The organism is Janthinobacterium lividum (assembly GCF_011601275.1).
Classification (GTDB): Bacteria; Pseudomonadota; Gammaproteobacteria; order Burkholderiales; family Burkholderiaceae_D; genus Janthinobacterium; species Janthinobacterium lividum_E.
The window spans coordinates 341,283-367,661 of sequence record NZ_JAAOLY010000004.1 but is presented as its reverse complement, the minus strand read 5'-3'; the positions used below and the strand labels follow the sequence as shown (position 1 = coordinate 367,661).

The 26,379-nt window shown below is 62.2% G+C and carries 24 protein-coding genes and 2 tRNA genes; 7 read left to right on the top strand and 19 right to left on the bottom strand.

Annotated features, from left to right (window positions below):
- Positions 1-491, bottom strand: a 491-nt coding sequence (locus GYK42_RS08990) for a thiamine pyrophosphate-binding protein (protein WP_277346579.1), incomplete at its 3' end; no start/stop codon positions are given.
- A 213-nt stretch (positions 492-704) separates the two neighbouring features.
- Here GYK42_RS08990 and GYK42_RS08985 point away from each other — a divergent pair.
- The 3 genes from GYK42_RS08985 to GYK42_RS08975 are packed head-to-tail and all read left to right on the top strand — an operon-like array spanning position 705 to position 4,286.
- Positions 705-1,544, top strand: coding sequence for an IclR family transcriptional regulator (locus tag GYK42_RS08985; RefSeq protein ID WP_205711324.1), 840 nt, complete (start codon positions 705-707; stop codon positions 1,542-1,544).
- Between the two features lie 40 nt (positions 1,545-1,584).
- Positions 1,585-2,559, top strand: coding sequence for an AAA family ATPase (locus GYK42_RS08980; RefSeq protein ID WP_346768077.1), 975 nt, complete (start codon positions 1,585-1,587; stop codon positions 2,557-2,559).
- Positions 2,556-4,286: a cobaltochelatase CobT-related protein gene (locus GYK42_RS08975; RefSeq protein ID WP_166447185.1), complete on the top strand. Its 1,731-nt coding sequence runs from the start codon at positions 2,556-2,558 to the stop codon at positions 4,284-4,286. The genes GYK42_RS08980 and GYK42_RS08975 overlap by 4 nt, the downstream gene beginning before the upstream one ends.
- Before the next feature lie 3 nt (positions 4,287-4,289).
- Here the strand turns inward: GYK42_RS08975 and GYK42_RS08970 are convergent, their stop codons facing one another.
- The 11 genes from GYK42_RS08970 to GYK42_RS08920 form a co-directional block, all read right to left on the bottom strand.
- Positions 4,290-5,177: an NAD(P)H-binding protein gene (locus tag GYK42_RS08970; RefSeq protein ID WP_166447184.1), complete on the bottom strand. Its 888-nt coding sequence runs from the start codon at positions 5,175-5,177 to the stop codon at positions 4,290-4,292.
- Positions 5,178-5,398: 221 nt separating this feature from the next.
- Positions 5,399-6,541: an AAA family ATPase gene (locus GYK42_RS08965; protein WP_431190163.1), complete on the bottom strand. Its 1,143-nt coding sequence runs from the start codon at positions 6,539-6,541 to the stop codon at positions 5,399-5,401.
- Positions 6,538-7,425, bottom strand: a complete 888-nt coding sequence (locus tag GYK42_RS08960) for an RNA ligase family protein (RefSeq protein WP_166447183.1) — start codon at positions 7,423-7,425, stop codon at positions 6,538-6,540. Before GYK42_RS08960 ends, GYK42_RS08965 begins: the two co-directional genes overlap by 4 nt.
- A gap of 286 nt (positions 7,426-7,711) precedes the next feature.
- Positions 7,712-8,473, bottom strand: a complete 762-nt coding sequence (locus GYK42_RS08955; protein WP_205711323.1) for a sulfite exporter TauE/SafE family protein — start codon at positions 8,471-8,473, stop codon at positions 7,712-7,714.
- A 1-nt stretch (position 8,474) separates the two neighbouring features.
- Positions 8,475-9,476 (bottom strand): phosphate acetyltransferase, encoded by a 1,002-nt coding sequence (gene pta, locus GYK42_RS08950; protein ID WP_166447181.1) that lies wholly within the window; start codon positions 9,474-9,476, stop codon positions 8,475-8,477.
- Between the two features lie 106 nt (positions 9,477-9,582).
- Positions 9,583-11,397 carry a sulfoacetaldehyde acetyltransferase gene (xsc, locus tag GYK42_RS08945; RefSeq protein ID WP_166447180.1) on the bottom strand — a complete coding sequence of 605 codons (1,815 nt, stop codon included), beginning with the start codon at positions 11,395-11,397 and terminating at the stop codon, positions 9,583-9,585.
- A 226-nt stretch (positions 11,398-11,623) separates the two neighbouring features.
- A complete protein-coding gene (locus tag GYK42_RS08940) occupies positions 11,624-12,634 on the bottom strand; it encodes a porin (protein WP_166447179.1) in 1,011 nt (336 codons plus the stop codon).
- Positions 12,635-12,703: 69 nt separating this feature from the next.
- On the bottom strand, positions 12,704-13,519 hold the full coding sequence (locus GYK42_RS08935) for a thiazole synthase (RefSeq protein WP_166447178.1): 816 nt from the start codon (positions 13,517-13,519) through the stop codon (positions 12,704-12,706).
- Positions 13,516-14,820, bottom strand: a complete 1,305-nt coding sequence (locus tag GYK42_RS08930) for a D-amino acid dehydrogenase (RefSeq protein WP_166447177.1) — start codon at positions 14,818-14,820, stop codon at positions 13,516-13,518. Before GYK42_RS08930 ends, GYK42_RS08935 begins: the two co-directional genes overlap by 4 nt.
- 16 nt (positions 14,821-14,836) lie before the next feature.
- Positions 14,837-15,901 carry a YeiH family protein gene (locus GYK42_RS08925; RefSeq protein ID WP_080753631.1) on the bottom strand — a complete coding sequence of 355 codons (1,065 nt, stop codon included), beginning with the start codon at positions 15,899-15,901 and terminating at the stop codon, positions 14,837-14,839.
- Positions 15,902-16,106: 205 nt separating this feature from the next.
- Entirely contained in the window at positions 16,107-16,976 is an 870-nt protein-coding gene (locus GYK42_RS08920; RefSeq protein ID WP_166447176.1) for an NAD(P)-dependent oxidoreductase, read from the bottom strand.
- A gap of 259 nt (positions 16,977-17,235) precedes the next feature.
- On the opposite strand from GYK42_RS08920, the gene GYK42_RS08915 reads away from it, so the two are divergent.
- On the top strand, positions 17,236-17,889 hold the full coding sequence (locus GYK42_RS08915) for a PEP-CTERM sorting domain-containing protein (protein WP_240943519.1): 654 nt from the start codon (positions 17,236-17,238) through the stop codon (positions 17,887-17,889).
- Positions 17,890-17,934: 45 nt separating this feature from the next.
- Here GYK42_RS08915 and hisC read toward each other — a convergent pair whose 3' ends face one another.
- Positions 17,935-18,996 carry a histidinol-phosphate transaminase gene (gene hisC, locus GYK42_RS08910; protein WP_166447175.1) on the bottom strand — a complete coding sequence of 354 codons (1,062 nt, stop codon included), beginning with the start codon at positions 18,994-18,996 and terminating at the stop codon, positions 17,935-17,937.
- A gap of 131 nt (positions 18,997-19,127) precedes the next feature.
- On the opposite strand from hisC, the gene GYK42_RS08905 reads away from it, so the two are divergent.
- Positions 19,128-19,832, top strand: coding sequence for a hypothetical protein (locus GYK42_RS08905; protein WP_166447174.1), 705 nt, complete (start codon positions 19,128-19,130; stop codon positions 19,830-19,832).
- 163 nt (positions 19,833-19,995) lie between these two features.
- Here the strand turns inward: GYK42_RS08905 and GYK42_RS08900 are convergent.
- The 5 genes from GYK42_RS08900 to GYK42_RS08880 form a co-directional block, all read right to left on the bottom strand.
- Positions 19,996-20,085 (bottom strand) — tRNA-Ser (locus tag GYK42_RS08900).
- Between the two features lie 329 nt (positions 20,086-20,414).
- Positions 20,415-20,504, bottom strand: a tRNA-Ser gene (locus GYK42_RS08895).
- Positions 20,505-20,580: 76 nt separating this feature from the next.
- The gene (gene serS / locus GYK42_RS08890) at positions 20,581-21,870 is read right to left on the bottom strand and encodes a serine--tRNA ligase (protein ID WP_166447173.1); all 1,290 of its coding nucleotides are present in this window, start codon (positions 21,868-21,870) and stop codon (positions 20,581-20,583) included.
- A 136-nt stretch (positions 21,871-22,006) separates the two neighbouring features.
- Positions 22,007-22,210, bottom strand: a complete 204-nt coding sequence (locus GYK42_RS08885) for a hypothetical protein (RefSeq protein WP_166447172.1) — start codon at positions 22,208-22,210, stop codon at positions 22,007-22,009.
- A gap of 149 nt (positions 22,211-22,359) precedes the next feature.
- Positions 22,360-23,781, bottom strand: coding sequence for a PLP-dependent aminotransferase family protein (locus GYK42_RS08880; protein WP_166447171.1), 1,422 nt, complete (start codon positions 23,779-23,781; stop codon positions 22,360-22,362).
- Between the two features lie 180 nt (positions 23,782-23,961).
- Between GYK42_RS08880 and GYK42_RS08875 the strand changes: the two genes are divergently transcribed.
- Entirely contained in the window at positions 23,962-24,252 is a 291-nt protein-coding gene (locus GYK42_RS08875) for a DUF2917 domain-containing protein (RefSeq protein ID WP_166447170.1), read from the top strand.
- Complete coding sequence (locus GYK42_RS08870) at positions 24,249-25,001, top strand: NAD-dependent epimerase/dehydratase family protein (RefSeq protein ID WP_166447169.1); 753 nt, start codon at positions 24,249-24,251, stop codon at positions 24,999-25,001. The genes GYK42_RS08875 and GYK42_RS08870 overlap by 4 nt, the downstream gene beginning before the upstream one ends.
- Positions 25,002-25,003: 2 nt before the next feature.
- Here GYK42_RS08870 and GYK42_RS08865 read toward each other — a convergent pair whose 3' ends face one another.
- Complete coding sequence (locus GYK42_RS08865; protein WP_166447168.1) at positions 25,004-26,323, bottom strand: replication-associated recombination protein A; 1,320 nt, start codon at positions 26,321-26,323, stop codon at positions 25,004-25,006.
- Positions 26,324-26,379: the final 56 nt, after the last annotated feature.

Below are 26,379 nucleotides of genomic sequence, written 5' to 3'. Positions count from 1 at the left end.
GACATGGCGCGATCAAAACAACGGCCCGTGAACTCGGCCATGCGGGCCGGATTGGTCACGTGGCCCTGATACTTGGTGAATTCCTCGAACATCGGCAGCTGGTTCGCTTCCTGGAAGCCGCCCAGGCCCATGCTCATCGTGCCCGTTTCCGGCGTGATGATGACGACGGGCGTGTGCGCCCAGTAGGCGGCGGCAATCGCGGTCACGCAATTGCTGATGCCGGGGCCGTTCTGGCCGATGACGACGCCATGGCGGCCCGAGACGCGGGCGTAACCGTCGGCCATGTGGCCGGCGCCCTGCTCGTGCACGACGGGAATCAGGCGGATGCCGGCGGGGGCGAAAATATCCATCGGGTCCATGAAGGCCGAGCCCATGATGCCGAACATGTCGGTCACGCCATTGGCGGCCAGAGTTTCCACGAACGCTTCGGAAGGCGTCATCTTTTGCGGGCCAACGGGAACGGCGGCGGCGGCGGCTTTTTGTTCGGTCATGTCATTCATGGGTGTCTCCTGATCTGTGGTGATGAGTTTCAGCAAAGTTATAAACTTATTTATCAAAAAACGGTATATTTTGTTCCGAAATTTGATATACAATTCAATTTAAGCGTTCGGCAATCAAAAGTCAAACAGAATTTCGAGGAAACGGTACAATTTGAGTTCGAAAATGAAATAACACTCAGACAGACAACCGAGGCCACCATGGACATGATTTCACCCCCAAAACTTGAGCCGGAAAAACTGGAAGGCGACACGCCCACGATGCGTTTGTTTGCTTTGCTGGAAGTGATTGCTGAAAAAGACCAGTTGCTGTCGCTGCAAGCGCTGGTGGAAGAAACGGGCTTGCCCAAGCCCACCCTGCACCGCATGCTGCAACAGTTGGAAAGCGTGGGCGTACTGCAGCGCGAAAGCGATGGCCGCCACTACAGCACGGGCGTGCGCCTGCGCCGCCTGGCGTCGAACCTCTTGATTAACAACACCTTCCATGGCGCCCGCCGCATGGTCTTGCGCCAGCTGGTCGAGGAAGTGGGCGAAAGCTGCAACCTGACGGCCTTCAGCGGCAGCGAAGTGGTGTACCTGGACCGCGTGGAAACGGCGGCCCCGCTGCGCTTCTATCTGCATCCCGGTTCGCGCGTGCCGGCCCATTGCTCGTCCAGCGGCAAGCTGTTCCTGGCGCAAATGACGCCCGTGCAACGGCGTCGCCTGCTGGGCCACATGGAATTGACGCGCTTTACGGACAAGACGGAAACGGACCCCGTCAAGCTCGAGCGCGAACTGGAACTGGTGCGCCGCAATGGCTATGCGCTGGACGACGAGGAATTCCTGCCCGGCCTGCTGTGCGTGGCCGTGCTGGTGCCGAACCCGAACGGCCGCTCGAATCTGGCCGTGGCCATCCAGGCGCCCATCATCCGCTTGACGCACGACAAGGCTTTACATTTCTTGCCAGCATTGCAACGCGCCGCGCAAGCCCTGGCCGCCATCGAATCGGAAACCATGCCGACGACGGGCGGGGACGACGACGCCGCATTACAAACTGGTCATTCATAACCGCCGTAGCGCCCATGCTGCGGTTTCACAGGAGAACAAGGTGCCAGATTCACGCCAACATCCCCCCGCCGCAGCGGCGCAAACCTTGCAGTCCGTGCGCAGCCTGTTCCATATCGACAGCGACCTGCTCGTGCCCGTCTTCACGGAACGCGATCCGCACGTGCCCGACATCGATCCCGCCTACCGCTTCAACAAGGATGTGACCCTGGCGATACTGGCCGGCTTCACCCACAACCGCCGCGTGATGGTGCAAGGCTTGCACGGCACGGGCAAGTCCACGCATATCGAGCAGGTGGCGGCGCGCCTGAACTGGCCTTGCGTGCGGGTCAACCTCGACGGCCACATCAGCCGCCTGGATCTGGTCGGCAAGGACGCCATCGTGCTGCGCGAACAGCAGCAGGTGACGCAATTCCAGGAAGGCATCGTGCCCTGGTCCCTGCAACGGCCCGTGGCCCTGATCTTCGACGAGTACGACGCGGGCCGCCCCGACGTGATGTTCGTCATCCAGCGCATCCTCGAGCGCGACGGCAAGTTCACCCTGCTCGACCAGAACCGGGTCATCACGCCCCATCCCCACTTCCGCCTGTTCGCCACGTCGAACACGGTGGGCCTCGGCAACTTGAACGGCATGTACCACGGCACGCAAGTGCTCAACCACGCGCAGATCGACCGCTGGAATATCGTTGCCACTTTGAACTACTTGCCGCAGGACGAGGAAACGGCCATCGTGCTGGCGCGGGTCCCGGCCATGAACGACGAGGCGGGCCGCCAACTGGCCGCCAGCATGGTGGCCGTGGCCAGCCTCACGCGCCATGGTTATGCGGCGGGCGACCTGGCTTGTCTGATGTCGCCACGCACGGTGATTACCTGGGCGGAAAACTGCCAGATCTTCCGCGACCCGGCCTTGGCCTTCCGCCTGTCCTTCCTCAACAAATGCGACGAGGCGGAGCGGCCCATGGTGGCCGAGTATTACCAGCGCTGTTTCAATGAGGAATTGCTGGCGAGCCAGGCATGAGCGCCGAAGCAACGGCGCCTGCCGCCTACACGCGCGAGCAGCAGGAAACGGACGAGTTGTGCGCGGGCGCCATCCGCGCACTCAGCGGTTCTCCCTCGATACGCTACCGGGGCAGGCGCCTGCACGACGGCCACCGCCCGCTGCCCATCCATGCGGCCCATCTGCAGCCCGATGCGGCACTGCAGGATTTGCCGTCCTTGCGCGGCGCGGCCGACAGCGTGGCCCTGCGGCTGCTGCATACGGATGCGGCCCTGCACAAGTCCTTGTGCCCGGTCGAACCCGTGGCGCGCCTCGTCTTCGAACTGCTGGAACAGTTAAGGGTGGAAACGCTTGCGCCCGAGCAGCACGCTGGCGTGATCGGCAACCTGCGCCACCGTTTCACGGCATGGTCGCACGCGTTCTATAATTCCGGCCTGGCCGAAGGCGCTTCGGGCTTGCTGCTGTACACAGTATTTCAGATGTGCTGGTCGCGCCTGACGGCCAGGCCCGTGCTGGAAAAGACGGAAGATTTTATCGAGGCGACACGCTGGTCCGTGTCCTCCGCGCTGAGCGGCGACCTGGCGGGGTTGCGCCGCCACCGCGCCGACCAGGCAGCCTTTGCGCGCCATGCACTGGCCATCAGCCACGCCGTCGATGCCATGCTGAAAGACGCGCAATCGGCGCGCGATGGCGGCCAGGACGACGCAGGCGACGCCAAGGCGCAGGCCGCCTTCAAGCTGCTGCTCGACTTCGACAGCGATAACGACCACCTTCCCGATGCCGCCCCGCTGGGCGAGAGCCGCGCATTCAGCGATGGCGATGGCGGCTACCACGCCTACTCCACGGCATACGACCGCGAAGAAAAAGCGGGTGAATTGGTCCGCCGCGCCCTGCTGCTCGAATACCGCGAACGCATGGATGGTCGCATCGCCAGCCTGGGCATCAACACGGCCCGCCTGGCGCGACGTTTCACGCAATTGCTGGCCGTGCCCCGGCGCGACGGCTGGTCGTTTGGCGAGGAAGAGGGATACATCGACGGCCGCCGGCTGGCACAGCTGATCAGCTCACCGTCAGAGCGCAGACTGTTTCGCAAGGAACAATTCCTGCCCCAGGCCGATTGCCTCGTCACCTTTCTTGTCGACTGCTCCGGCTCCATGAAGACGCACGCGGAATCCGTGGCCGTGCTGCTCGACATATTGCTGCGCGCGCTGGATCAGGCTGGCATCAAGACGGAGTTGCTGGGCTTTACGACGGGCGCGTGGAACGGAGGACGAGCCAGGCGCGACTGGATGCGCGCCCGCTCGCCCGCCAACCCCGGCCGCTTGAATGAACTCGTGCACATGGTCTTCAAGGATGGCGATACCAGCTGGCGCCGCGCGCGGCCCGACATCGCGGCCCTGCTGAAAGCGGACCTGTACCGCGAAGGCGTCGATGGCGAAGCCGTGGATTGGGCGTGCAAGCGCATGCTGGCGCGCCCGGAACGGCGGCGCATCCTGCTCGTCGTGTCCGACGGTTGCCCGATGGACACGGCCACGAATTTGGCCAACGACGAGTTTTATTTGGCGCAACATCTGAAACAAGTGGTGGCGCACCGCGAGGCGCAGGGCGCCGTGGAAATCCGCGGCCTGGGGCTGGGCCTGGACCTGGGCGCCTACTACAGCCGCAGCCTGGCCACCACCCTGCCCGCCTCGCTGAACAATGAACTGTTCAGCGAGATCGCGCAGTTGCTGAGTGGACGGAAAAAGTGATCGTTATGCCGACGCAAGCGCCTGCAGGAAGGCTTGCACGGGCGACGCTTGCCTGCCCGTCAACGCGCCATAGTCGTCACTGACAATGTGCATGGCATCGGTGGCCAGCCAGCGCTCGATGCCCGCCAGCATCTGCGCCATCGGCGCCGGCATGCCGCCGGTAATGAAATGGCGCACGCGCTCTTCCGCATCGAGAGCCACGACCTCGACGGACCTGCCGAATACCTGGGCGGCGATGGCCGCCAGCTCCTGCGCATCGAGGGCGGCCGGGCCAGTAATGTCCAGGATGCGGCTGCCAAGGTAGCCATCCGATAGCGCCGCGGCGGCCGCATGGGCACAATCCTCGCGCGCCACGTACGACACATGGCCTTGTCCCATGGCCGTGCGCAACTGGCCATCCACGGCCGCGGTACCGAGCACCACCAGCAGCAAGTCCTGGTAAAACGCATTGCGCAAGATCGTGTGGCCGATGCCGCTCTCTTTCAGCAACGCTTCCGTGGACCGGTGGTCGTCGTTCAGCAGCGAGCTCTTGCCCTCTTCCGGCTGCAGGAACGAGGTGTAGACGATATGCCCGACGCCGGCCTCGCGCGCCGCTTCGATGGCATGGCGGTGCTGCGCCAGCCGCCGTCCCGTGCCGTCGATGGTGTTCGTACTGATCAACAGCAGGCGCTCGACGCCGTGGAAAGCGGCGGCCAGGCCCTGCGGCTGGTCGTAGTCGCCGAAGCGCACGCCGATGTCCTGCTCCAGCCAAGCCTGGTGGCGGTCGGGTGTGCGGGTGATGGCGGTAAGCGTGATGCCCGGATGGCTGGCGCGCAGCTCGATGAGTTCATTGACGACGAGGGTGCCCAGTTGTCCGGAGGCGCCGGCGACGGCGAGATGCATTGTTTTCATGTTCTTTTCCTTGTGGCGAGCGCAGGCGCGCCCCATGCCGGGGCGGCAGCGCTCGCAGATGATGTGATGAGATCAAAGATGGCCATGCAGCGGCCCGCCCCCAGCGGGGCGGCACTGCGGCTGGCTTACAGGAAGGAAGGGAAAACAAGTGTCATGCGCCCAGCATGGCGCGTGGCGCCCGCCCGGTCAAGCGCTTTCGACGGCGCTTGAGCGCTGCAGGGCTAGTCGACACAGTAACGCACGGCATGCGCTTCCATCGGCAACGGGATTTCCCAGTTCCACAGCATCGCTTGCAGCTTCTTGTTGCTGAGCGACGTGTTGCGCTGGCCGTTGCGCCGCAGTAGCTCCTTGCGCGGCTGCTCCAGGTACACGAGCTCCACTTGCGCATGGTATTTGTACAGCAGGTTGAGCGTCTTTTCGCGCATCAGCTTGGACAAGTGCGTGGCATTCCACACGAACGGCTCGCTACGGCGCAGCAGTTCGCGCGCCCGCTCTTCCGCATAGTCGCCCACCTGGCCTTCGTTCTTGCCGTGCTTCAAGCCCAAGGCCGTCCGCGCATCGTCGAACGACACGACGGGCAGGCGCGGATGGTGCTTCTCCACCCACGTATTCTTGCCCGACGCGGGCAAGCCCGACATGACGATCACGTGCGAACCCGGTTCCTGGAACAGCGGGTAGTCGGGATGCGCCTCGGCGCCACGGAAATATTTCACGCGCGTGTGATCGTCAACGAATGCGCGCCGCTGGCCATAGCAGCCCTCCTCGCGCGCCAGTTCGCGGAACAGCTCGATGGCGTCGAGTATGCGCTGCGGATCGGGGCAGATGCGGCCGCGGATATCGGCCTCGGCCAGCATGGCCAGCAAGCGGATATCGACCTGCCACGACAGTTCGCGCACGGTGAACTCGGGCGTGACGCCGCGCCGCGACGTTTCCAGCGCAAAGAACGGCACCTGGTGCACATTGATCAGGCGGCAGATTTCCTCGCGCACGGCAAACGGCACGTCGCCATCCCACAGGGCGATGCGCGCATCGAGGGCGCCCTTGCGCGAGTGGCCGGGCTGGCCGATGGCGCCCGTCACCGGATCGATCACCGTGGTGCTGCACTTGGCCACGTCGTGCAGCAAGGCGGCGAGAAATACGATTTCCTGTTCCGCGCGCGTGGCTTGCTGATATTCAAGCATGCCCAGCAGGGACTCCACCACCATCATGGTATGCGTCCACACATCGCCTTCCGCGTGATAGACGGGGTTTTGCGGCGTCATCTTCGCCAGTTCCAGCTGCGGGAAGGCGGCCAGGCAAGCATTGAAATCGGGCGACTGGCCCGCTTGCGGCACCAGTTGTTGCAGGGTTTTCCAGTTCATCATGTTGTACTCCTCGATAAAGCTGCCAGTTCATCGAGCGAACGGCAGGTATGCAAGCCCAGGCTTTCCCAGGTAACGAGCGGCTGCGGCGCGTACAGGTCAACGCCGTCGGCCAGCTGGTTGGGAATCATGGGGCGCGTGCTGTGGTGCGAGCCGCTGTCGAGGATGGTTTGCGTAAAGTCATGGCGCACCAGCTTGTAGCGCGCCAGCACTTGCTCGTCGTCCTCCACTTTCAGGTACAGGCCTTCCGCGTGGTCGGACTTGTCCGTCTGCTTCCAGCACAGATCCAGCGGCAGGCGTTCGCGCGCCACGACGGTTTCAAAAGCGTCGCGCCACAGACGGGACTTGGCCAGCGAATGGCGCAGCAGTTGCCACAGTTGTTTCGGCGAAGTCGGCATCAATCCCGCATACAGCACGGGGACGGACAGCACGGGCGAGCCGGCCAGCATGGCGTGGCGGCGCGCCGTCGACAAAAACATCTGGCTGCGGCGGCAATACACGTCGAACTCGTTGAAGTAATGGGGCAGCCGGTCGTAAAACACGGAATGCTTGCTGTACGACCATTCGCCAAACAGCACATACTGGTCTTCCAGCAAGCCCAGCAAGGCGTGTTCATGCGCATGCGCCCACGGTTTCAACAGGTTGAACTGGCGTTCGCTGCCGCCGCCCGCCAGGTAATGGCCGCGCGACTGCAGCAGCACTTCGCCCGCATCGCTGAACGACACGGCGGAGTTGGCGCCATCGATTTTTTCCTCGATGACGACGTATTGGCCGGCCAGCTTTTTCAGGGGCATCTGGTCGGAAGCGTCGTCGCCGTCCTGCAGGCGCGAGCCTTCCAGGTGCGGCGTGCGCGGGTATTTGAATAAGGGTAAAGATTGTAAAAACATAGCGTCCCACGCCGCGTTCACCGGGGCGTGTCCATACAGGGTCAGGGGTGCTGACGACGTGTTCGGGCGTGGACGATCAAGAGCGTAGTCTTGGATACGTGTGCGGATAGAGCAGTGCCGCAGCAATCGGGGGCGTCAACGCGCCGAACGATGCTGCAAAGAGCATTTCGTCAGCGTTAGCAGGTGATGGCGAAGAAGCGAGGCACTTTTGGCTCCAGTAAGGAAGAGGTTCTAGAAAGAACCGCGAATATAAAGGCTGTTTGCATATTTTGCAAGCGCCGCACGATTAACCGAACAATTGCGGCACGGCGGCCGCCATCAAGGAAAGACCGATCAAGGTCAGCACGGCAAACGCGATGCGGCGCATGCCGCGCTGGGCGATCGGCGGCGGGTAGCGCTTGCCGGCCATGGTGGCCAGCACGCCCACGGGCAAGGCCAGCGCGCATAGCAGCAGCACTTTCGCGTCCAGCTGGCCCTGGCTGCCCGCCATCAGCGAGCGCCCGCCCGCGCTGATGGCGAACAAGAAGATCAGGCTGTAGCGGATGGTTTTCAGGCTCATTTCCTGGCGATAGAACTGGTACACGAGCGGCGGGCCGGCCAGTGAAAACAGGCCCGAGAACAGGCCGCCGCACACGCCGCTGATGAAGAAGCTGCGCTTGTCGGCCGCGCCCGGCCCCGGCGGCGCCTGCAGCAAGATGCTGACACCGCCATACACGATGGCCGCGCCCAGCAACAGTTTCAGGACGGGCGCATACGCCTGGTCCAGGTATCCCAACAGCAATACGCCGGCCGCCATGGCCGGCAGCAAGCCGATGCTGGCCGCGCGGATGGCGCGCCAGTCCAGGTGGTGCAAGGCGCCGGGCAAGGCCACGAGGCAATTGGCCAGCGACAGCAAACTGACGAGGGCCGCCAGCGCGGGCACGGGCGCCAGGCCCAGGCCGCTGGCCACGCCCATGACGATCATGCCCAGGCCAAAGCCCGTGACGGTCTGGAAATACGTGCCCGCCGCCACCACGCCCAGCAGCGCCAGCACAGGCCAGTTGAACAACTCAGCGCCCACCCTGGGCCTGCACGGACGTGACCGCGATCACGTTGTAGACATCCTCCGCACTGCAGCCGCGCGACAGATCGTTGGCCGGCTTCTTCAAGCCTTGCAGCAAGGGGCCGATGGCGACGGCGCCGCCCATGCGTTCGGCCAGCTTGTAGCCGATATTGCCCGCGTCCAGGTTCGGGAACACCAGCACGTTGGCGCGCCCATTCACGACGGAATCCTTGACCTTGCGCTGCGAAATCTCGGCCACGATGGCCGCGTCCAGCTGCACGTCGCCATCGATGGCCAGCAGCGGGCGCTGGGCCTTGACCTTGTCCGTTGCCGCGTGCACCTTGTCGACGGCCGCGTGGTGGGCGCTGCCGCTGGTGGAAAACGACAGCATGGCCACACGCGGCTCTTCCATCAGCAAGGCTTGCGCGCTGTCGGCGGCGGCCATGGCGATGTCGGCCAATTCTTCGGCCTTCGGATCGACCACCAAAGCGCAGTCGGAAAAGATGAAACCGCCCTTGAGGCTGTGGAAAGGTTCGCACAGCATCATCAGGAAAAAACTCGACACGAGCTTGAAGGCCGGATCGACGCCGATGATCTGGATGGCGCTGCGCACCACGTCGGCCGTCGTGTGCACGGCGCCCGCCACGCAGCCGTCCGCGTCGCCCAGGCGCACCATCAGGTTGGCGTAGCACAGCGGGTCCTGCACGGCGTTTCTCGCCTGCTCCACCGTCATGCCCTTGGCCTGGCGCAGCACGAATAATTGCTGGGCGTAGTGTTCCGACTCGCTGGACTGCGCCGGGTCGACCAGGCGCACGGCGTCCAGGTCCAGCGCGTGCTCTTGCGCCAGGGCCAGGATGGCGGCCGGCTTGCCGATGATGGTGATGTGGGCCAGGCCTTCGGCAGCGGCACGCGCGGCCGCCTGCAATACGCGCGCATCGCCGCCCTCGCACAAGACGATGTGTTTCGGCACGGCGCGGGCTTGCGCGATGATGCGGTGCAGGGCTTTCATGGCGACTCCAATTCGGTAAAAAAATGCCGGAACCATGGAAGCATAAAGATGGTTCCGGCACATAAAACCCGGCAAGCCGGGGTCATACAAGGATCGAACTGACTGATTACACGTAGTCTTTGTACTTGTCCAGATGCCGCACAGGTTTACTCAGCGCATCACGGCGGAACGGGTCGCCCAGCTCGCGCGTGCACATGATTTCAATGATGGTCGTCTTGCCTTCATTCATCTGCATGTCGATCGCCTTTTTCAAGGCCGGGCCCACATCTTCCAGCTTGTCGACCGTGATGCCTTCGGCGCCCATGGCGCGCGCGATCTCGGCGAAGCTCTGGTTGTCGAGCTCCCCGGCGACAAAGCGGCGGTTATAGAAATCGACCTGGTTTTTCTTTTCCGCGCCCCACTGGCGGTTGTGGAACACCACGGCCGTCACGGGAATGTTGTGGCGTACGCAGGTCATCGTTTCCATCAAGCTCATGCCCCAGGCGCCGTCGCCCGCGTACGACACGGCCGGACGGTGCGGTGCGGCCACTTTCGCGCCGATGATGGTCGGGAACGCGTAGCCGCAGTTGCCAAAGCTCATCGCCGCAAAGAAGCTGCGCGGCTTTTCAAAGCGCAGATAGCTGTTCGCCACCGAGTTGATGTTGCCGATGTCGGTCGACACCATCACGTCTTCCGGCATGGCTTTTTCCAGCTCGCGCAAGACCTGGCGCGGGTGCAGGTAATTGCCCGGCTCTTTCTTTTGCTCTTCGATCATATCCAGGCTGTACGCATCTTTTTCGTGCGTCCAGTTCGTCAACTCCTCTTCCCAGGCCGCCTTCTCCGCTTGCACCGTGGCATAGCGCTCGTCGCGCGTCGCGTCGCAATCGAGCGTCTTGCCGTCCAGGCGAACCAGGATGGCTTTTGCGGCCGCCTTGGCGTCGCCGCAGATACCGACGGAAATTTTCTTGACCAGGCCCAGCATCTTGTTGTCCGCGTCGATCTGGATGATCTTGGCATTCTTCGGCCAGTAATCCATGCCGTGCTGCGGCAAGGTGCCGAACGGGCCCAGGCGCGAACCCAAGGCGACGACGACGTCGGCCTTGGCGATCAGTTTCATGGCCGCCTTGGAACCCTGGTAGCCCAATGGGCCGCACCACAGCGGGTGGCTGGCGGGGAAGGAGTCGTTATGCAGGTAGCTGTTCACCACCGGAGCGCCCAGGCGTTCGGCCAGGGCCTTGCACTCTTCAATCGCTTCGCCCATGACGACGCCGCCGCCGGAAATAATCACGGGGAACTTGGCCTTGGCCAGCAATTCGGCCGCATCGTCGAGGCTTTGCTCGCCGCCGGCGCCACGGTCCAGGCGGTTCGGCTTGGGAATCTCGGCCTTGATTTCGCCATAAAAATAGTCGCGCGGGATGTTCAGCTGGGTCGGACCCATTTCCGACATGGCGCGATCAAAACAACGGCCCGTGAACTCGGCCATGCGGGCCGGATTGGTCACGTGGCCCTGATACTTGGTGAATTCCTCGAACATCGGCAGCTGGTTCGCTTCCTGGAAGCCGCCCAGGCCCATGCTCATCGTGCCCGTCTCCGGCGTGATGATCACGACGGGGGTATGCGCCCAATAGGCGGCGGCGATGGCCGTCACGCAATTGCTGATGCCGGGGCCGTTCTGGCCGATGACGACGCCATGGCGGCCCGAGACGCGGGCGTAACCGTCGGCCATGTGGCCGGCGCCCTGCTCGTGCACGACGGGAATCAGGCGGATGCCGGCGGGGGCGAAAATATCCATCGGGTCCATGAAGGCCGAGCCCATGATGCCGAACATGTCGGTCACGCCATTGGCGGCCAGAGTTTCCACGAACGCTTCGGAAGGCGTCATTTTTTGCGGGCCAACGGGAACGGCGGCGGCGGCGGCTTTTTGGTCGGACAAATCGGTCATGGCTCAGTCTCCTTACGGTTTTATAAAAAAATCGGTATATTTTGTTCCGATATTTGAAATACGTGTCCAATTTAACGGTTGCAAAATGCGCTGTCAATGAAAATTCATGAAAAATCGGACTGTTTCATTCCTGAATCCGGAATCCGCGACTTAGGTTCGCTCCTGAAACAACAATGGCGGCTTATCCGCAACAGACAAGCCGCCATCGTTCCCTGCTCCGCCGCGCCTAGAACTTCAAACGCATGCCGGCCGTGAAGGCGCTCGAGTTATGTCCAGGCAAGGGCACGCTGCCGCCGCTCGATGCGTCGCCGACAAAGTTGGTGCCCGCGCCGTCGTTGTTGATGCGGCCGTACGAGGTGTACAGATTCGTGCGCTTGGACAAGGCATAGGTGTAGCCGATGGCCAGCTGGCGCCCGCCGCGGCCTGCGTTGGAGCGGTCATCCTTCTTGATGTAGGACGCCATCACGCTGCCCGCCGCGCCCACGGGGGCCGACGCGCCCAGCATGTAGCTGCGGAAATCCGTGCCCACGTCATCCTTATCCGTCTCATACGCGGCGTGCAGCTTGGCGGGGCCGAAGTCGTAGGTGCCGCCCAGCAAGGTCACCTTGGCCGTATTCAGCGGCGTGTCCTTGCGGTTGTCGTGCGCCAGGGTCAGCACGAGCGGACCGTTGACGTAGTCGATGGAAAAGTCGATGGTGCGGCCCAGGGTGTTGCTTTCCGGCTTTTCGCCGAGGCCAACCATCACCGCGGCCGACAAGCCGTTCACCTTCGGCGTTTCATACATGATGGAGTTTTTCGTGCGCAGGCTGGCCACGCTCATCAGGTTGATCGAGGCGCCCGTCATGCCCGTCTCGAAGGGGTCGATATTGTCCAGCGCGGTGAACAGCGGGTTGTGCTGCAAGCCCAGGTTGACGGCGCCGAAGCCGCCCGACAGGCCCACGTAAGCCTTGCGCCCGAACAGGGCGCCCTGGCGGTTGGCGCCCGTGTCCACGTCGAGGCCATTTTCCAGCAGGAAGTTGGCTTTCAAATTGTTGCCCAGGTCTTCCGTGCCCTTGAAGCCGATGCGGCTGCCCGACTGCACGCCGGTGGCCAGCTTGGTGACGGAACCGTCCGCGCCGCCGTGTTCGGACGTGAAACCAGCGTCGAGCAAGCCGTACACGGTGACGGACGATTGGGCGCTGGCGCTGCCGGCGAAGAAGGAAGCCAGGATGGCTGCCGCTACGAGTGTGTGTTTCATGTCATCTCCAGGTATTGTGGTTTTTATAAACGCTTGAAACGATATCAACTACCTTGCTACAAATCGGGCTCAGGCGATCAGCCCGGCCATCGGCGACGAGGGCGAGGCGCTCATGGCGCCCGCCCTCCGGGGCATGCGTCCGGCCAGATAGGCCTCGCGTCCGCCCTGCACTGCCAATTTCATGGCGCGTGCCATGCGTATCGGTTCGCGCGCCGCCGCGATGGCCGTATTCATCAGAATGCCGTCGCAGCCGAGCTCCATGGCGATGGCCGCGTCCGATGCCGTGCCCACACCGGCATCGACCAGCACGGGCACACGGGCTTGCTCGATGATCAGCGACAGGTTCCACGGATTCAAAATGCCCATGCCCGAGCCGATCAGGGACGCCAGCGGCATGACGGCGATGCAGCCGATGTCTTCCAGCATGCGCGCCTGGATGGGGTCGTCGCTGCAATACACCATCACCTGGAAGCCGTCGCGCACCAGTTCCTGCGCCGCTTTCAGCGTTTCCGGCATGTTCGGGAACAGGGTCTTTTCATCGCCGAGCACTTCCAGCTTGCACAACTGGTGGCCGCCCAGCAGCTCGCGCGCCAGCTGCAAGGTGTAGACGGCGTCGCGCGCGTTGTAGCAGCCGCCCGTGTTGGGCAGGATCGTGTATTTCGACGGCGGAATGAAGTCAAGCAGGTTCGGCTCGCCCTTTTCCTGGCCGATGTTGACCCTGCGGATCGTGACAGTGACGATCTCGGCGCCGCTCTCCTCGATGGCCAATCGCGTTTCCTCGAAGTCCTTGTACTTGCCCGTGCCGACTAGCAGGCGCGATTGATAGGTGGTGCCGGCCAGGGTCAGGCCGGCCGGTGGCTGGCTGGGGGTGGCGTCGTCTCTCATCGTGATGCTCTCCTAAGTTGATGTAACTGCGGTACCTCGCGAAGGGCTTCTCCGCAAAACGCAAAATCGATGTCCGGCCGTCGTCCCGAGACCAGTTCGGCAATCGCCCTGCCCGCGCCGCAGCCCATGGTCCAGCCCAGCGTGCCGTGGCCCGTGTTGAGGAACAGCTGGCGGTAGCGCGTCGTACCGATGTACGGCACGTTCGATGGCGTGAGCGGACGCAGGCCGGCCCAATAGACGGGGTCGCTGTAATCGCAAGCATCAGGAAACAGCGCCTGCACTCTGCGCGTGATGGCGGCGCAGCGCACGGGGTTCAGTTCTCGCGTGTAGCCGTTCAGTTCGCACGTGCCCGCCACGCGCAGGCGCTCGCCCAGGCGCGAAAACACCAATTTATGGCCGTCGTCCGTCAGCGAGACGGTCGGTGCGCTGACGGGGTCGAGTATCGGATACGTGGCGGAATAACCTTTGCCCGGATACAGCATCAAGCGGATGCCCAGCGGCTGCAGCAGCGGTGCGGAAAAACTGCCCATGGCCACCACCACGGCATCCGCGTATTCCAGCCGGTGGCGACCGTGCGCATCGATGCATTCCACGCCCGTGATGCGTTCGCCATCCCTCAGCAGGCGCGTCACCGTGGTGCCGTACTGAAAATCCACGCCGGCAGCGGCCGCGCGGGCCGCCAGCGCCGTGGTAAACAAATGCACGTCGCCCGATTCGTCGCTGGCCGTGTAGTCGCCACCGACGATCTGGCCGCGCGCGTGGCGCAGGGCCGGTTCCAGCCGTATCACTTCGTCGGCGCTGACTGTATTGCGCGGGCAGCCCAGTTCGCGCAAGAGCGCGGCGCCCGACTGCGATTTGTCGAACTCCTGCTGGTCCGTATAGAAATGCAATATGCCCCGTTCGAGATGGTCGTAGGCGATGCCCGTCTCGCGCCGGAGGGCTTGCAGGCTCTGGCGGCTGTACTCGGCCAGGGCGACGATCTGGCGCATATTGCGCGCCACCCTAGCCGGCAGGCATTCGCACAGGTAGTGCAAGGCCCACTGCCATTGCAGCGTATCGAGACGGGGACGGAACAGCAGCGGCGCGTCGTCCTTGCCCAGCCAGCGCACGACCTTGCGCAGGGTGGCGGGATTGGCCCATGGCTCGGCATGCGAGACGGAAATCTGCCCGCCATTGCCAAAGCTCGTTTCCTGTGCAGCGCCCGCCTGGCGCTCGAGCACGCGCACGTCGTGGCCCGCCTGGCGCAAGTACCAGGCCGATGCCGTGCCGACCACGCCGGCGCCGAGGACAAGGATCTTCATGGCGGGCTCGGCTCGCTTAGCGCGTCAGCAGTACGGCGATGGCGACGAAGGCGGCGATCCACACCGTTTCCATCACCAGCATGATCACGGGACGCCAGCCCAGCGAGGCCAGCGACTGGAACGAGGTTTTCACGCCCAGCGCGGCAATGGCGATGACGAGGCAGGCGCGCGAGGCATTGTTGATCCAGCCATTCACTTCCTGCGGAATCAGGCCCAGGCTGTTGGTAATGACGAGCCAGACAAAGCCGATCAGGAAGAAAGGCACGAGTGGCGGCGCATCGACTTCGCTCTTGCCGTCCTTGCGCTTGAACATGATCGACAGGCCCAGCACGACGGGCACGAGGCACGCCACGCGAGTCAGTTTCACGAAGGTGGCGACGTCGCCCGTGTGGTTGCTGACCAGGTAGCCGGCGCCCACCACTTGCGCCACGTCGTGGATGGTGCCGCCGATGAACACGCCCGCTTCCGTCGGGTCAAAACCCAGCAGCTTGACCAGCAGCGGGTAGACAATCATGGCCAGGGTCGACAGGGTCGTCACGCCGACCACCGTCAGCAAGGTGAACTTCTCGTTTTCCTTCGTTTGCGGCAGCACGGCCGAGATGGCCAGCGCGGCCGATGCGCCGCATATGGCGACGGAACCGCCGGATAAGATCCCTTCCGTGATGGGGCGCTTGAGCCACCTGGCCAGCAGATAGCCGAAGCCCAAAGTCGCCACCAGGCCGCCGACGACGATCAATAACGGCGTCACGCCGACCGACGCGATCTGGTTGAAGGTGATGCGCGCGCCCAGCAAGGCCACGCCCGTGCGCAACAACACCTTGCTGCAAAACTCGATGCCGGGCTTGCAGGTGGGATCGGACGCGAGGAAGTGGAAGGCCAGGCCGAAGAACAGCGCATACAGCAGCTGCGGGCCGCCGTAATTGCTGGAAATAAAGGTAGCCGACAGGGCGATCACCAGCGCGATGGCCACGCCGGGCCAGCTGCGCAGTACGGCGCGGGGACGCCAGATGGCAACGGCGGAAGACAGATAGGGAATGTTCTTGTCGACAACGCGTGTTATCGCTGAGGAGTTGGTTTTCATGCGGGTCCGCTCATAATGTTTTAAAAATTGGGACATTTCATCTCGTTTTTTAATAATACACGATGAGCTAGCGAAGTCCATGCTTTTCCATGAAAATCGAAACCAGATGTTCCGGAAACTGACGTTTTAATGATGCCAGCACCGTAAACGACAAGCGGCGCGGCCCTTTGCAGGGACGCGCCGCTCGCTACTGACGAGTTGAATTTTACTTTTTGTTCAGGCGGGTAATCAGGCTGGACGTGTCGTAACGGTTACCGCCCGCCTGCTGCACCTCGCCATAGAACTGGTCCGTCAAGGTCGTCACGGGCAGGTCGCTGCCGTTGCGCTTGGCTTCAGCGATACAGATACCCAAGTCCTTGCGCATCAGGTCGACGGCGAAACCGAAGTCGAACTTGCGCTCGATCATGGTCTTGCCCCGGTTTTCCAGCTGCCACGACTGCGCCGCGCCCTTGGAAATCACGTCGACCACCAGCGCCGCATCGAGGCCCGCGTTTTCAGCAAAGGCGATGCCTTCGCTCAAGGCTTGCACGAGGCCCGCGATGCAGATCTGGTTGACCATCTTCGTCAGCTGGCCGGAACCGGACGCCCCCATGTAGGTAACGGCGCGCGAGAACAACGCGATGACAGGTTCGGCCCGCGCGTACGCTTCCTCGTCGCCGCCCACCATCACCGTCAGCTTGCCGTTTTCCGCACCAGCCTGGCCGCCGGACACGGGCGCATCGAGGAAGAACACGCCCTTCTCTTTCGCCGCCGCGTGGATGGTGCGCGCCGCTTCGGCCGAAGCCGTCGTATGGTCGATCAGAATGCTGCCCGGCGCCATGGCGGACAGCAAGCCGCCCTCTTCCAGGATCACTTGATACAGATCGTTATCGTTGCCGATGCAGGTGAAGACGAACTCGGCGCCTGCTGCGGCGGCGGCTGGCGTGGCGGCGCTGCTACCCTTGTATTGCTCCAGCCAGGCGGCCGCACGGGCCGGGTTGCGGTTGTACACGGTGACCTCGTGCCCGCCCGCCGCCAAATGACCTGCCATGGGGAAGCCCATGACGCCCAAACCGATGAATGCCACTTTTGCCATATTGTCCGTCCTGTCGATGTATGAATCCGATTATTGTTGCACAAATGGCCCGCGCCAGCAGCATCGTGCCGCCAGACGCCAACTCAGGGCGCCATGCATTAGCAAATGGCAAACATCAGCGATTTACATATGCAAGATCAAAATTATCATAAATGATTTATGTTGTATTTTTTTCTATTTAATATTACATTGAACTGGCATTACAAATAAGGAAACGTTTTGCCCCATCCTTTTCCCAACCCTCGTTAAGGAGTCGATCTTGCAAACCTCACTCACCCGCATGAAAATCATCAGCGCCGCCGCCCTGCTGCTCGCCGCCAGCGCCGCACACGCAGATATCACGGTATTTACCAGCCAGTCTGCCTATCTGGCAGCGGTCGGCAATACCGGTGTCGACACTTTTGATGACTTGCCCATCGACGCACTCGACAGTCCGCTGAACCGCAATGCCGGCAGCTATGCCTACACGGTCAGCAGCGTTGGCGCCTCGCCCATCCTGTATGGTGCGGGCACCGGCAGCGACAACTGGCTGAGCACGGACAACCGCAACGACAGCGTGGTGTTCTCCAACTTTTCCAGTGCCGTACGCGGCGTGGGGGGATTCTTCTTCGGCTCGAACGTTGCCGGTGGCTATGCCAACGGCCAGAGCATCACTTTGACAGCGCGCAATGCGCTGGGCGAACTGCTCACCTACGAACTGGCGCTGCCGACACAGGCATCGTTTGTCGGCTTCCTGTCGACGGGCGCCTTCTCGGACCTGGCCGTCAGCACGGCCGGACAGGTCGGTATCTGGCCAACCATCAATAACCTGTCCGTGTCGGCCGTACCGGAGCCAGCCACCTACGGCATGCTGCTGGGCGGCCTGGGATTGCTGGGCTTCATGGCGCGCCGCCGCCGGGCCAGCCAGCAGTAAGCAAACCGGCGCCTGGTACGGCTGCCGGCAGCCGTACCAGGTTTTTCATCCCGCCAGCAATTCCCGCAAGGCCGCCATCAGGGCCGCACATTCCCCCACGTTACCGATGCTGATGCGCAAATACTGGCTGATGCGCGGCGCATTGAAGTGGCGCACGATCACGGAGCGGGCGCGCAAGCCAGCCGCCAGTTGCGCCGCGTCATGCAGCGGGTGGCGGACAAAGACAAAGTTGGCCACCGACGGCAACACCTCGAAACCCAGCACAGCAAGATCCGCCGTCAACTGTTCACGGCTGGCGGTGACGGCCTGGCGCGTCTGCTGGAAATATGCTTCGTCGTGCAGCGAAGCGACGGCGCCAGCCAGGGCCAGCCGATCCAGCGGATAGGAATTGAAACTGTTCTTCACACGTTCCAGCGCCTCGATCAGGTCCGGATGCCCGAAGGCACAGCCGACGCGCAAGCCGGCCAGCGAGCGCGATTTCGAGAACGTCTGCACCACCAGCAAGTTCGGATAACGGTCGACCAGGGCCACGGCGCTGTCGCCGCCGAAATCCACATACGCTTCATCGACTACCACCACGGCGTCGGGATGCTCACGCAGCAGGGTTTCCACGCCGGCCAGCGGCAAGTCCACGCCCGTCGGCGCATTCGGGTTCGGGAAGATGATGGCGCCGCACGGCCCCTGGTAGTCTTCCGGACGGATGCGCATGGCATCGTCGAGCGCTACCGTGCGGTAATCGATGCCGTACAGCTTGCAATACACGGGATAGAAGCTGTAGCTGATGTCCGGAAACAGCAGCGGCGCCTCGTGCTTGAGCAAGGCCATGAAGGCCAGCGCCAGCACTTCGTCGGAGCCGTTGCCGACGAACACTTGCGCGCTGTTCAAGCCGTGGTAATCGGCCAGGGTTTGCTTCAGTTCGCTGGCCGTGGGATCGGGGTACAGGCGCAGGCTGTCTTCAGTTGCTTCACGCAGCGCAGCCAGGACGTGAGGCGACGGGCCGTAGGGATTTTCGTTGGTATTGAGTTTGACCAGGTCGGGCAGTTTGGGCTGCTCGCCCGGGATGTAGGGGGTCAGCTCGCTGACGATGTTGCTCCAGAATCGGCTCATTGCTTTTTATTGGTGGGGTCGGGATGGGAGGAGGTAGATTACCATAGGCTGAGCGGGGTCAAGGTGGGGGGGGCGACGGCGAGGGTAGCGTGGACTGCATCGGCATCGGCCGAAGCTGAAAAGGACGCAGCATGAACAGCATGCACAAGCTGAGCGATACGTGGCTGCGGCCTGACGCGCTGGAGCGACAGGCACGCCAGCGCAAGATCAATGCATGGCTGCAGGTTGCGACCAGCCTCAGCGAACAGATCGCTGCCAAATTGCAGACTGCCACAGACCAGCTACAGGGTGTAGGAATGGCAGACCTGCAGCGCGCGACGGCACTGGCGCAACGCTTGGCGAGGAATAGCAAGGCCATGCACGATACCCTCGGGACACTGTTTGACAGTGGTGAAAAATGCGAGGAGCATGCAGTGACAAGCACAGAGGAGTGCGCCATGGACGAGCAAGTCAACACGCTGGCAAAAGATATGGCTGGTGTGAAACTGGATGTTGCTGATTTGAAGGTTGATGTGGCTGGCATCAAGGTCGATGTTGCGGGGCTGAAAACGGATGTTGCTGATCTCAAGGTGGATGTTGCTGGTCTCAAGGTGGATGTTGCGGATCTCAAAGTGGATGTGGCCGGTCTGAAAACGGATGTCACTGTTCTCAAGACGGATGTCGGCGCTCTCAAGACGGATGTCAGTGGCTTGAAGCTGGACCTTGCCGTGGTGCGCTCCAATTATGCGACCAAGTCAGATGTGGCTGAGGCGAAGTCGGCTGTCATCCTGTCGTGTGTGGGGACGATGATTGCCTTGTCGGGCGTCGCGTTTGCGGTGGCGAGGCTGGTGCACTAGCTTGCGTTACGTTAGTGGGTCGCTGGATTTCAAAACCTAATGGAGGAAAAATCGCCTTGCGCTGCGCGCTTTGGGCGGTTTTTCTACCTGCATTGATGCGTCGCAGGCTTTTTGGCATCACAAATAAAAAAAGCTCCCTTGCGGGAGCTTCTCTTATGTATTCTGGCGGAGAGGGTGGGATTCGAACCCACGGTACGATTTAACGTACGCTTGATTTCGAGTCAAGTACATTCGACCACTCTGCCACCTCTCCGTTTACTGCGGTCTATTCATTCAAACTGGCGTGCCGGTTTGAACGAGGCGCTATTTTAGCATGGGTGTTGTTGGGTTGGGTAGGGGTTTTATTGGCGATTTGCAACTGAGGGCTGGCCGCCAACCCGAAAAACAATTAGGCGATTCGGGGAGGGAGTTCGTCGCATCCGTATGCAAAAGCAAAAGCAAAAATCAATTGGACGATTCGGGGAGCCTCGCGCGAGTACGCGCTCGTCTTCGAATCCCACGCGTACGCCCCGCAGGGGGCGTACTCCTTTCCGCCGCCACAAATAAAAAAAGCTCCCTTTCGGGAGCTTTTTCTATTTGTTCTGGCGGAGAGGGTGGGATTCGAACCCACGGTACGATTTAACGTACGCTTGATTTCGAGTCAAGTACATTCGACCACTCTGCCACCTCTCCATTTGCTGCGGTCTTTCTCGCATTGCTGCGAGAAGGCAAGATTATAGCAGCCCGTAGCGAAAAGAAAAGGACTATTTTAGGCCTTCAGATGCGTCAGGCCGCCCATGTACGGGCGCAGCACGGCCGGGATCTCGACGCTGCCGTCCGCCTGCTGGTAGTTTTCCAGCACGGCCACCAGGGTGCGACCCACTGCCAGGCCGGAGCCGTTCAGGGTGTGCGCCAGTTCCGGCTTGCCGGCGGCGTTGCGGAAACGCGCCTGCATGCGGCGGGACTGGAAGGCTTCGCAGTTCGACAGCGACGAAATCTCGCGGTAAGTGTTTTGCGCCGGCAGCCACACTTCCAGGTCGAAGGTCTTGGTGGCGCCGAACCCCATGTCGCCCGTGCACAGCGACATCACGCGGTATGGCAGGCCCAGGCGTTGCAGAATCGTTTCCGCATGGCCGACCATCTCGTCCAGCACTTGGTACGAGGTGTCCGGATGCACCACTTGCACCATTTCGACTTTATCGAACTGGTGCTGGCGGATCATGCCGCGCGTGTCGCGGCCATAGCTGCCCGCTTCCGAGCGGAAGCATGGCGTGTGCGCCGTCATTTTCAGCGGCAGTTGGTCGAGCGCGAGGATTTCATCGCGGGCGATGTTGGTCAGCGACACTTCCGACGTCGGGATCAGGTAGAAGGTCTCGCCCTCGCCTTCCGCGCCGCCTTTTTTCACCGAGAACAGATCGGCTTCGAATTTCGGCAGCTGGCCCGTGCCGCGCAGCGAATCGGCGTTGACCATGTAAGGGGTATAGCATTCCGTGTAGCCGTGCTCGTCCACGTGGGTGTTGAGCATGAATTGCGCCAGCGCGCGGTGCAGGCGGGCGATGCCGCCCTTCATGACGGAGAAGCGCGAACCGGTCAGCTTGGTAGCCACTTCGAAGTCGAGACCCAGCGGCCCGCCCACATCGACGTGATCCTTGACTTCAAAGTCAAAAGTGCGTGGCGTGCCGACCTTGCGCACTTCCACGTTGCCCGACTCGTCCGTGCCCAGCGGCGACGATTCATGCGGCAAATTCGGCACGGCCATGATGAAGTCGCTCAGCTTGGCTTGCACCACGCTCAAGGCCGTTTCATCGGCTTTCAGCTCATCGCCCAGGCCGGCCACTTGCGCCATCACGGCCGAGGTGTCTTCCCCCTTGCCTTTCAACATGCCGATTTGCTTGGACAGCGCATTGCGCTTGCCCTGCAGTTCTTCGGTGCGCGTCTGGATCGCCTTGCGTTCGGCTTCGAGGGCATTGAAGCCTGCCACGTCGAGCTGGAATTTGCGCGTCGCCAGGCGTTCTGCGACGGTGGCGATGTCTTTACGGAGAAGTTGGATATCTATCATGGGTGGATGGCGGTGCCGATGTATCGAAAGCACTCATTGTACCAAGACCCGTTCAGTTCTTTATGAGTTTTGCACATGGCTGGCCATCGTCATGGCGGCATGGCTGGGCACTCGCGCCCGCTTCAGATTTCTTGAATCAGATAAAGGCGGCTTTTTCGGCAGCCGTCAAACGACGGGCGCTGACGGTAACGACAGGCATCGTGCTGTCGGCAGCTTGGGCGATCACGGTGCTGCCGGCGCTCACTTCCACGGTATTCGCGCCGGCAGTGGCGAAGCTGGCGCCGATGGCGATGATGGCGGCGGCGACAAAGGTGATTTCCATGTTTTTCAGTGCGTTCATGATGTTACTCCTGGTTGGTTTGTGTGGTTGACTGCTGCTGGTATGGTGCTACTTTAGCCAACGGGCACAAACAACGCCACCGGCTTGCGACCAGCGGCGAAAAACAGGGAGCGAATGGTGAAAAACGGGGACTGAAGCGCAAAGAATAGTTACAAGGCGTCCTTGACCAGGCGACCAAGGCGGCTGATAGCCTGCTCGATGCGCGGCGTCCACGCATTGCCGCAATTGAGACGCAGATAATTGCCGAACTTGCCCGAGGCAGAGAACAGCTGGCCCGGCATATACGCCACGCCGTCCGCGATGGCAGGGCCATGCAGGGCCAGCGCATCGATTTGCGGCGGCATCTGCACCCACAGCACGAAACCGCCCTGCGGCTCGGACAGCATGCAGTCCGCCGGAAAGCTGGCCGCCACGGCGTCGGACATGCGGGCGATGCGCTGCACCAGGGTGCGCCGCATCTTGCGCAATTGCTGGTCGTAGCTGCTGCCTTCCAAAAAGTCGGCCAGCACGGCCTGGAAGAAATGGCTGGTGGCGCCGCTCGACACGGTTTTCAGCAAGGCCACTTCCTGCGCGAAACGCCCGGCCAGCACGTAGCCGACGCGCGAGGCGGGCGTGATGGCCTTGGAAAACGAGGAGCACAGCAGCACATTGCCGCTCGTGTCGTAGGCTTTCACGGGCCAGGGCCGCTGCGGCGCAAAGCACAGGTCGCCATAGACATCATCTTCCACCAGCGGGATATTGAATTCGGACAGCAGCCCCGCCAGCCGCTTCTTGTTTTCCTCCGGCATGACGCAACCCAACGGATTATTTGCGTTCGGCACGAACAAACACGCTTGCACGAGGCCGGCGCGCAAGGCCAGCTCCAGTGCATCAAGCGACGGCCCCGTCTTCGGGTCGGTGGGAATTTCCAGCGCCTTCATGCCCAGGCTTTCGATCATTTGCAGCAGCACGAAATACGTGGCCGACTCGATGGCAATCGTGTCGCCCGGCTTGGCGACGGCGCGCAGGCACAGGCTGATCGCTTCAGTGCAGGAATTCGTCACGACGATCTCGTGCGGGTCCAGCTTGCCCCAGTCCAGTGCGCGGCGCGTCACCTGGCGCAAAAAATTGCCTTCGCTGATGTCGTAGCAGCTGACCTTGCTCAACAAGATGGGATCGCGCCGCGCCACGGCACTGATGGTGCGCTGCATGCGCTTGATCGGCAAGATCTCGTCGGGAGGCCAGGCCGTGCCCAGCTGCACGATATTCTCCGTTTCATTGTCCTTCAGTACGCGCATCAACAGATTGTTGATGCCGACAAAGGCCGGCTCCTTCAAATGCTGCGCGTCCGCGCTGCACGGGCGGCGCGGCGCGCGGTGGCGCACGAAATAGCCGGACTGGGGTCGCGCATCGACTTGCCCCCGGTCTTCCATCAGGCGCAACGCTTGCATCACGGTACTAATCGAGATGCGCTTTTGCTGCGCCAGGTGGCGGATCGACGGCAGGCGGTCGCCGGGCGCAAACACGCGCGAGTCGATTAGCGCGCCCAGCTCGTTGGCCAGGTGCTCGTACAGATTCAAATGCGCGCTCATGTTCATCCCTTCAGTATGCGGCTGCCGCGCGGGGCCGGCACAGATACAGTTGCCGAGTTTTTTGATAAGCACAGTGTACGACAAGGGGCACTGTATTCATGACAATTTCGTTTTCCTGCATCTGTCATGGTTCACGGCAAGCGCCTAAGCTGTTCCTGTCAGCACAACAGGAGCGATGCCATGCATACCGACCACGAATTACGCAGCGAACGGCCTCTGCGCCTGGAAAAAGCGCACGCCAGGGTCATCGAATGCCTGTCCGGCACGGCGTGGATCACGGCCTACGCCCAGTTCGAGGATTGCGTGCTGCGCAGCGGCGAACGCTATACGATACCGAATGACGGCCTGGTGCTGGTCGAAGCCGTCGGTAGCGGACATATCCGTGTGCATGGCACAGCCGCACCCCGCCCTGCCCTGCTGCACTGGCTGAACCTGGCACTGTCTCACACAATGATTACAAGGAATACATGAGCCAAGCAACACTACATCAAGCACCACTGCGCGTCCTCGTCACGGGCGCCGCCGGCATCATCGGCACCGCTTTCTGGAAGAGCCGGCACGGGGAATTCTCCCTGCGCCTGGCCGACCTGCACACAGGCAAGCTGGCCGAAGCGCCGTGTCCATCCATCCAGCTCGACGTCAGCGACTATGCCGCCTGCCTGGCCGCCTGTGCCGATATCGATGTGGTGCTGCACCTGGCCGGCGTGCCGCACGCCAGTGCCGATTTCGATGCGCAATTGCTGCAGCCGAATATCGTCGGCACGCACAACATCTTCCGCGCGGCACAGGAACAGGGAGTGAAAAGAGTCGTGCTTGCCAGTAGCGCGCAAGCCATCGAAGGCTATCCGCTCGACGTGCAAGTGCAGGAAAGCATGCCGGCCCGTCCGGCGAACATGTATGGCGCCAGCAAGGCATTTGGCGAAGGCGTGGCCTCGGCCTTCGCGCACCAGCACGGCATGACGACGATCGCCGTGCGCATCGCCAATGTGGCGCAGTTTGAACAAGGCCAGCAACACAGCGCGCGCGACATCGCCGCCTTCATCAGCGAGCGCGACGTGGTGCAATTGCTGGCCCGCTGCGTGACGGCGGACGTGCCGGCAGGCTACCACGTCGTGCATGGGGTGTCGGACAACCGCTACAAGCGCCTGTCGATTGCCGCGACGCGCCAGCTGTTGGGCTACGCACCGCAGGATGACGGTTTTACCTTGCTGGGTTTGTAACCTCAGCCCTTGCCGGCTGGTTTTCCTGCTTTTCTGTCCAGCTCGCGCAGCCACGCCAATTTATCGGCTATTTTACTTTCCAGGCCGCGCGGCACGGGCTGGTACCAACCCGGTTCGGCCATGCCGTCCGGAAAATAGGTTTCGCCAGCTGCGTATGCATCGGGCTCGTCGTGCGCGTAGCGGTAGGCGTGGCCGTAACCGAGTTCCTTCATCAGCTTCGTCGGCGCATTGCGCAAATGCACGGGCACTTCCTTCGACTTGTCCTTCTTCACGAACGCCATGGCCGTATTGAACGCGTTATAGCCGGCATTGCTTTTCGCGGCGATCGCCAGGTAAATCACGGCCTGTCCCAGCGCCAGCTCGCCTTCCGGGGAACCCAAGCGTTCATACGTTTCCGCCGCGTCATTGACCATGGTCAGCGCGCGCGGGTCGGCCAGGCCGATATCCTCCCAGGCCATGCGCACGATGCGCCGCGACAGATAGCGCGGGTCGGCGCCGCCATCGATCATGCGGCAAAACCAGTACAGGGCAGCATCGGGGTTCGAACCGCGCACGGACTTGTGCAGGGCGGAAATCTGGTCATAGAAATTGTCGCCACCCTTGTCGAAGCGGCGCGAGTTCAAGGTCAGCGCATTGTCGACGAAGGTCGCGTCGATCTTGGTCGTGCCCGTCGAGCTGGCGGCCGTCTCGGCCTGTTCCAGCAAATTCAAAAAGCGGCGCGCATCGCCATCCGCGTAGCCGATCAGGGTGTCGGCGGCCGCCTCGTCGAAGCTCAAGTGCGTCAGGGCCGTGCTTTGCGCCTTGGCCAGCAACTGCTTCATCTCGTCTTCGTTGAGCGATTTCAACACATACACTTGCGCCCGCGACAGCAGCGCCGAGTTCACTTCAAAGCTGGGGTTTTCCGTCGTCGCGCCGATAAACGTCACCAGGCCCGATTCGACGAAGGGCAGCAAGGCGTCCTGCTGCGACTTGTTAAACCGGTGGATCTCGTCGACAAACAGCAAAGTGTGCTTGCCGAACTGGTCCAGGCTGTGGCGGGCCTGGTCCATGGCTGCGCGGATATCTTTTACGCCCGCAAACACTGCCGACAGGGCGATGAATTCGCTGTCGAACGCGTTCGCCATCAGGCGCGCCAGCGTGGTCTTGCCCACGCCGGGCGGTCCCCACAAGATCATCGAATGGGCCTTGCCCGCCTCGAACGCGAGACGCAGCGGCTTGCCCACGCCCAGCAGATGCGTCTGGCCGATGACTTCGTTCAGGGTAGCCGGCCGCAAGGCTTCGGCCAGCGGCTGGCGCGGTGCGGTGGAAAAGAGATCCGCCATAATGAGTTACCTAATAAGAATGCAAAAGCCCCGCATTGCTGCGAGGCTGGTCAACA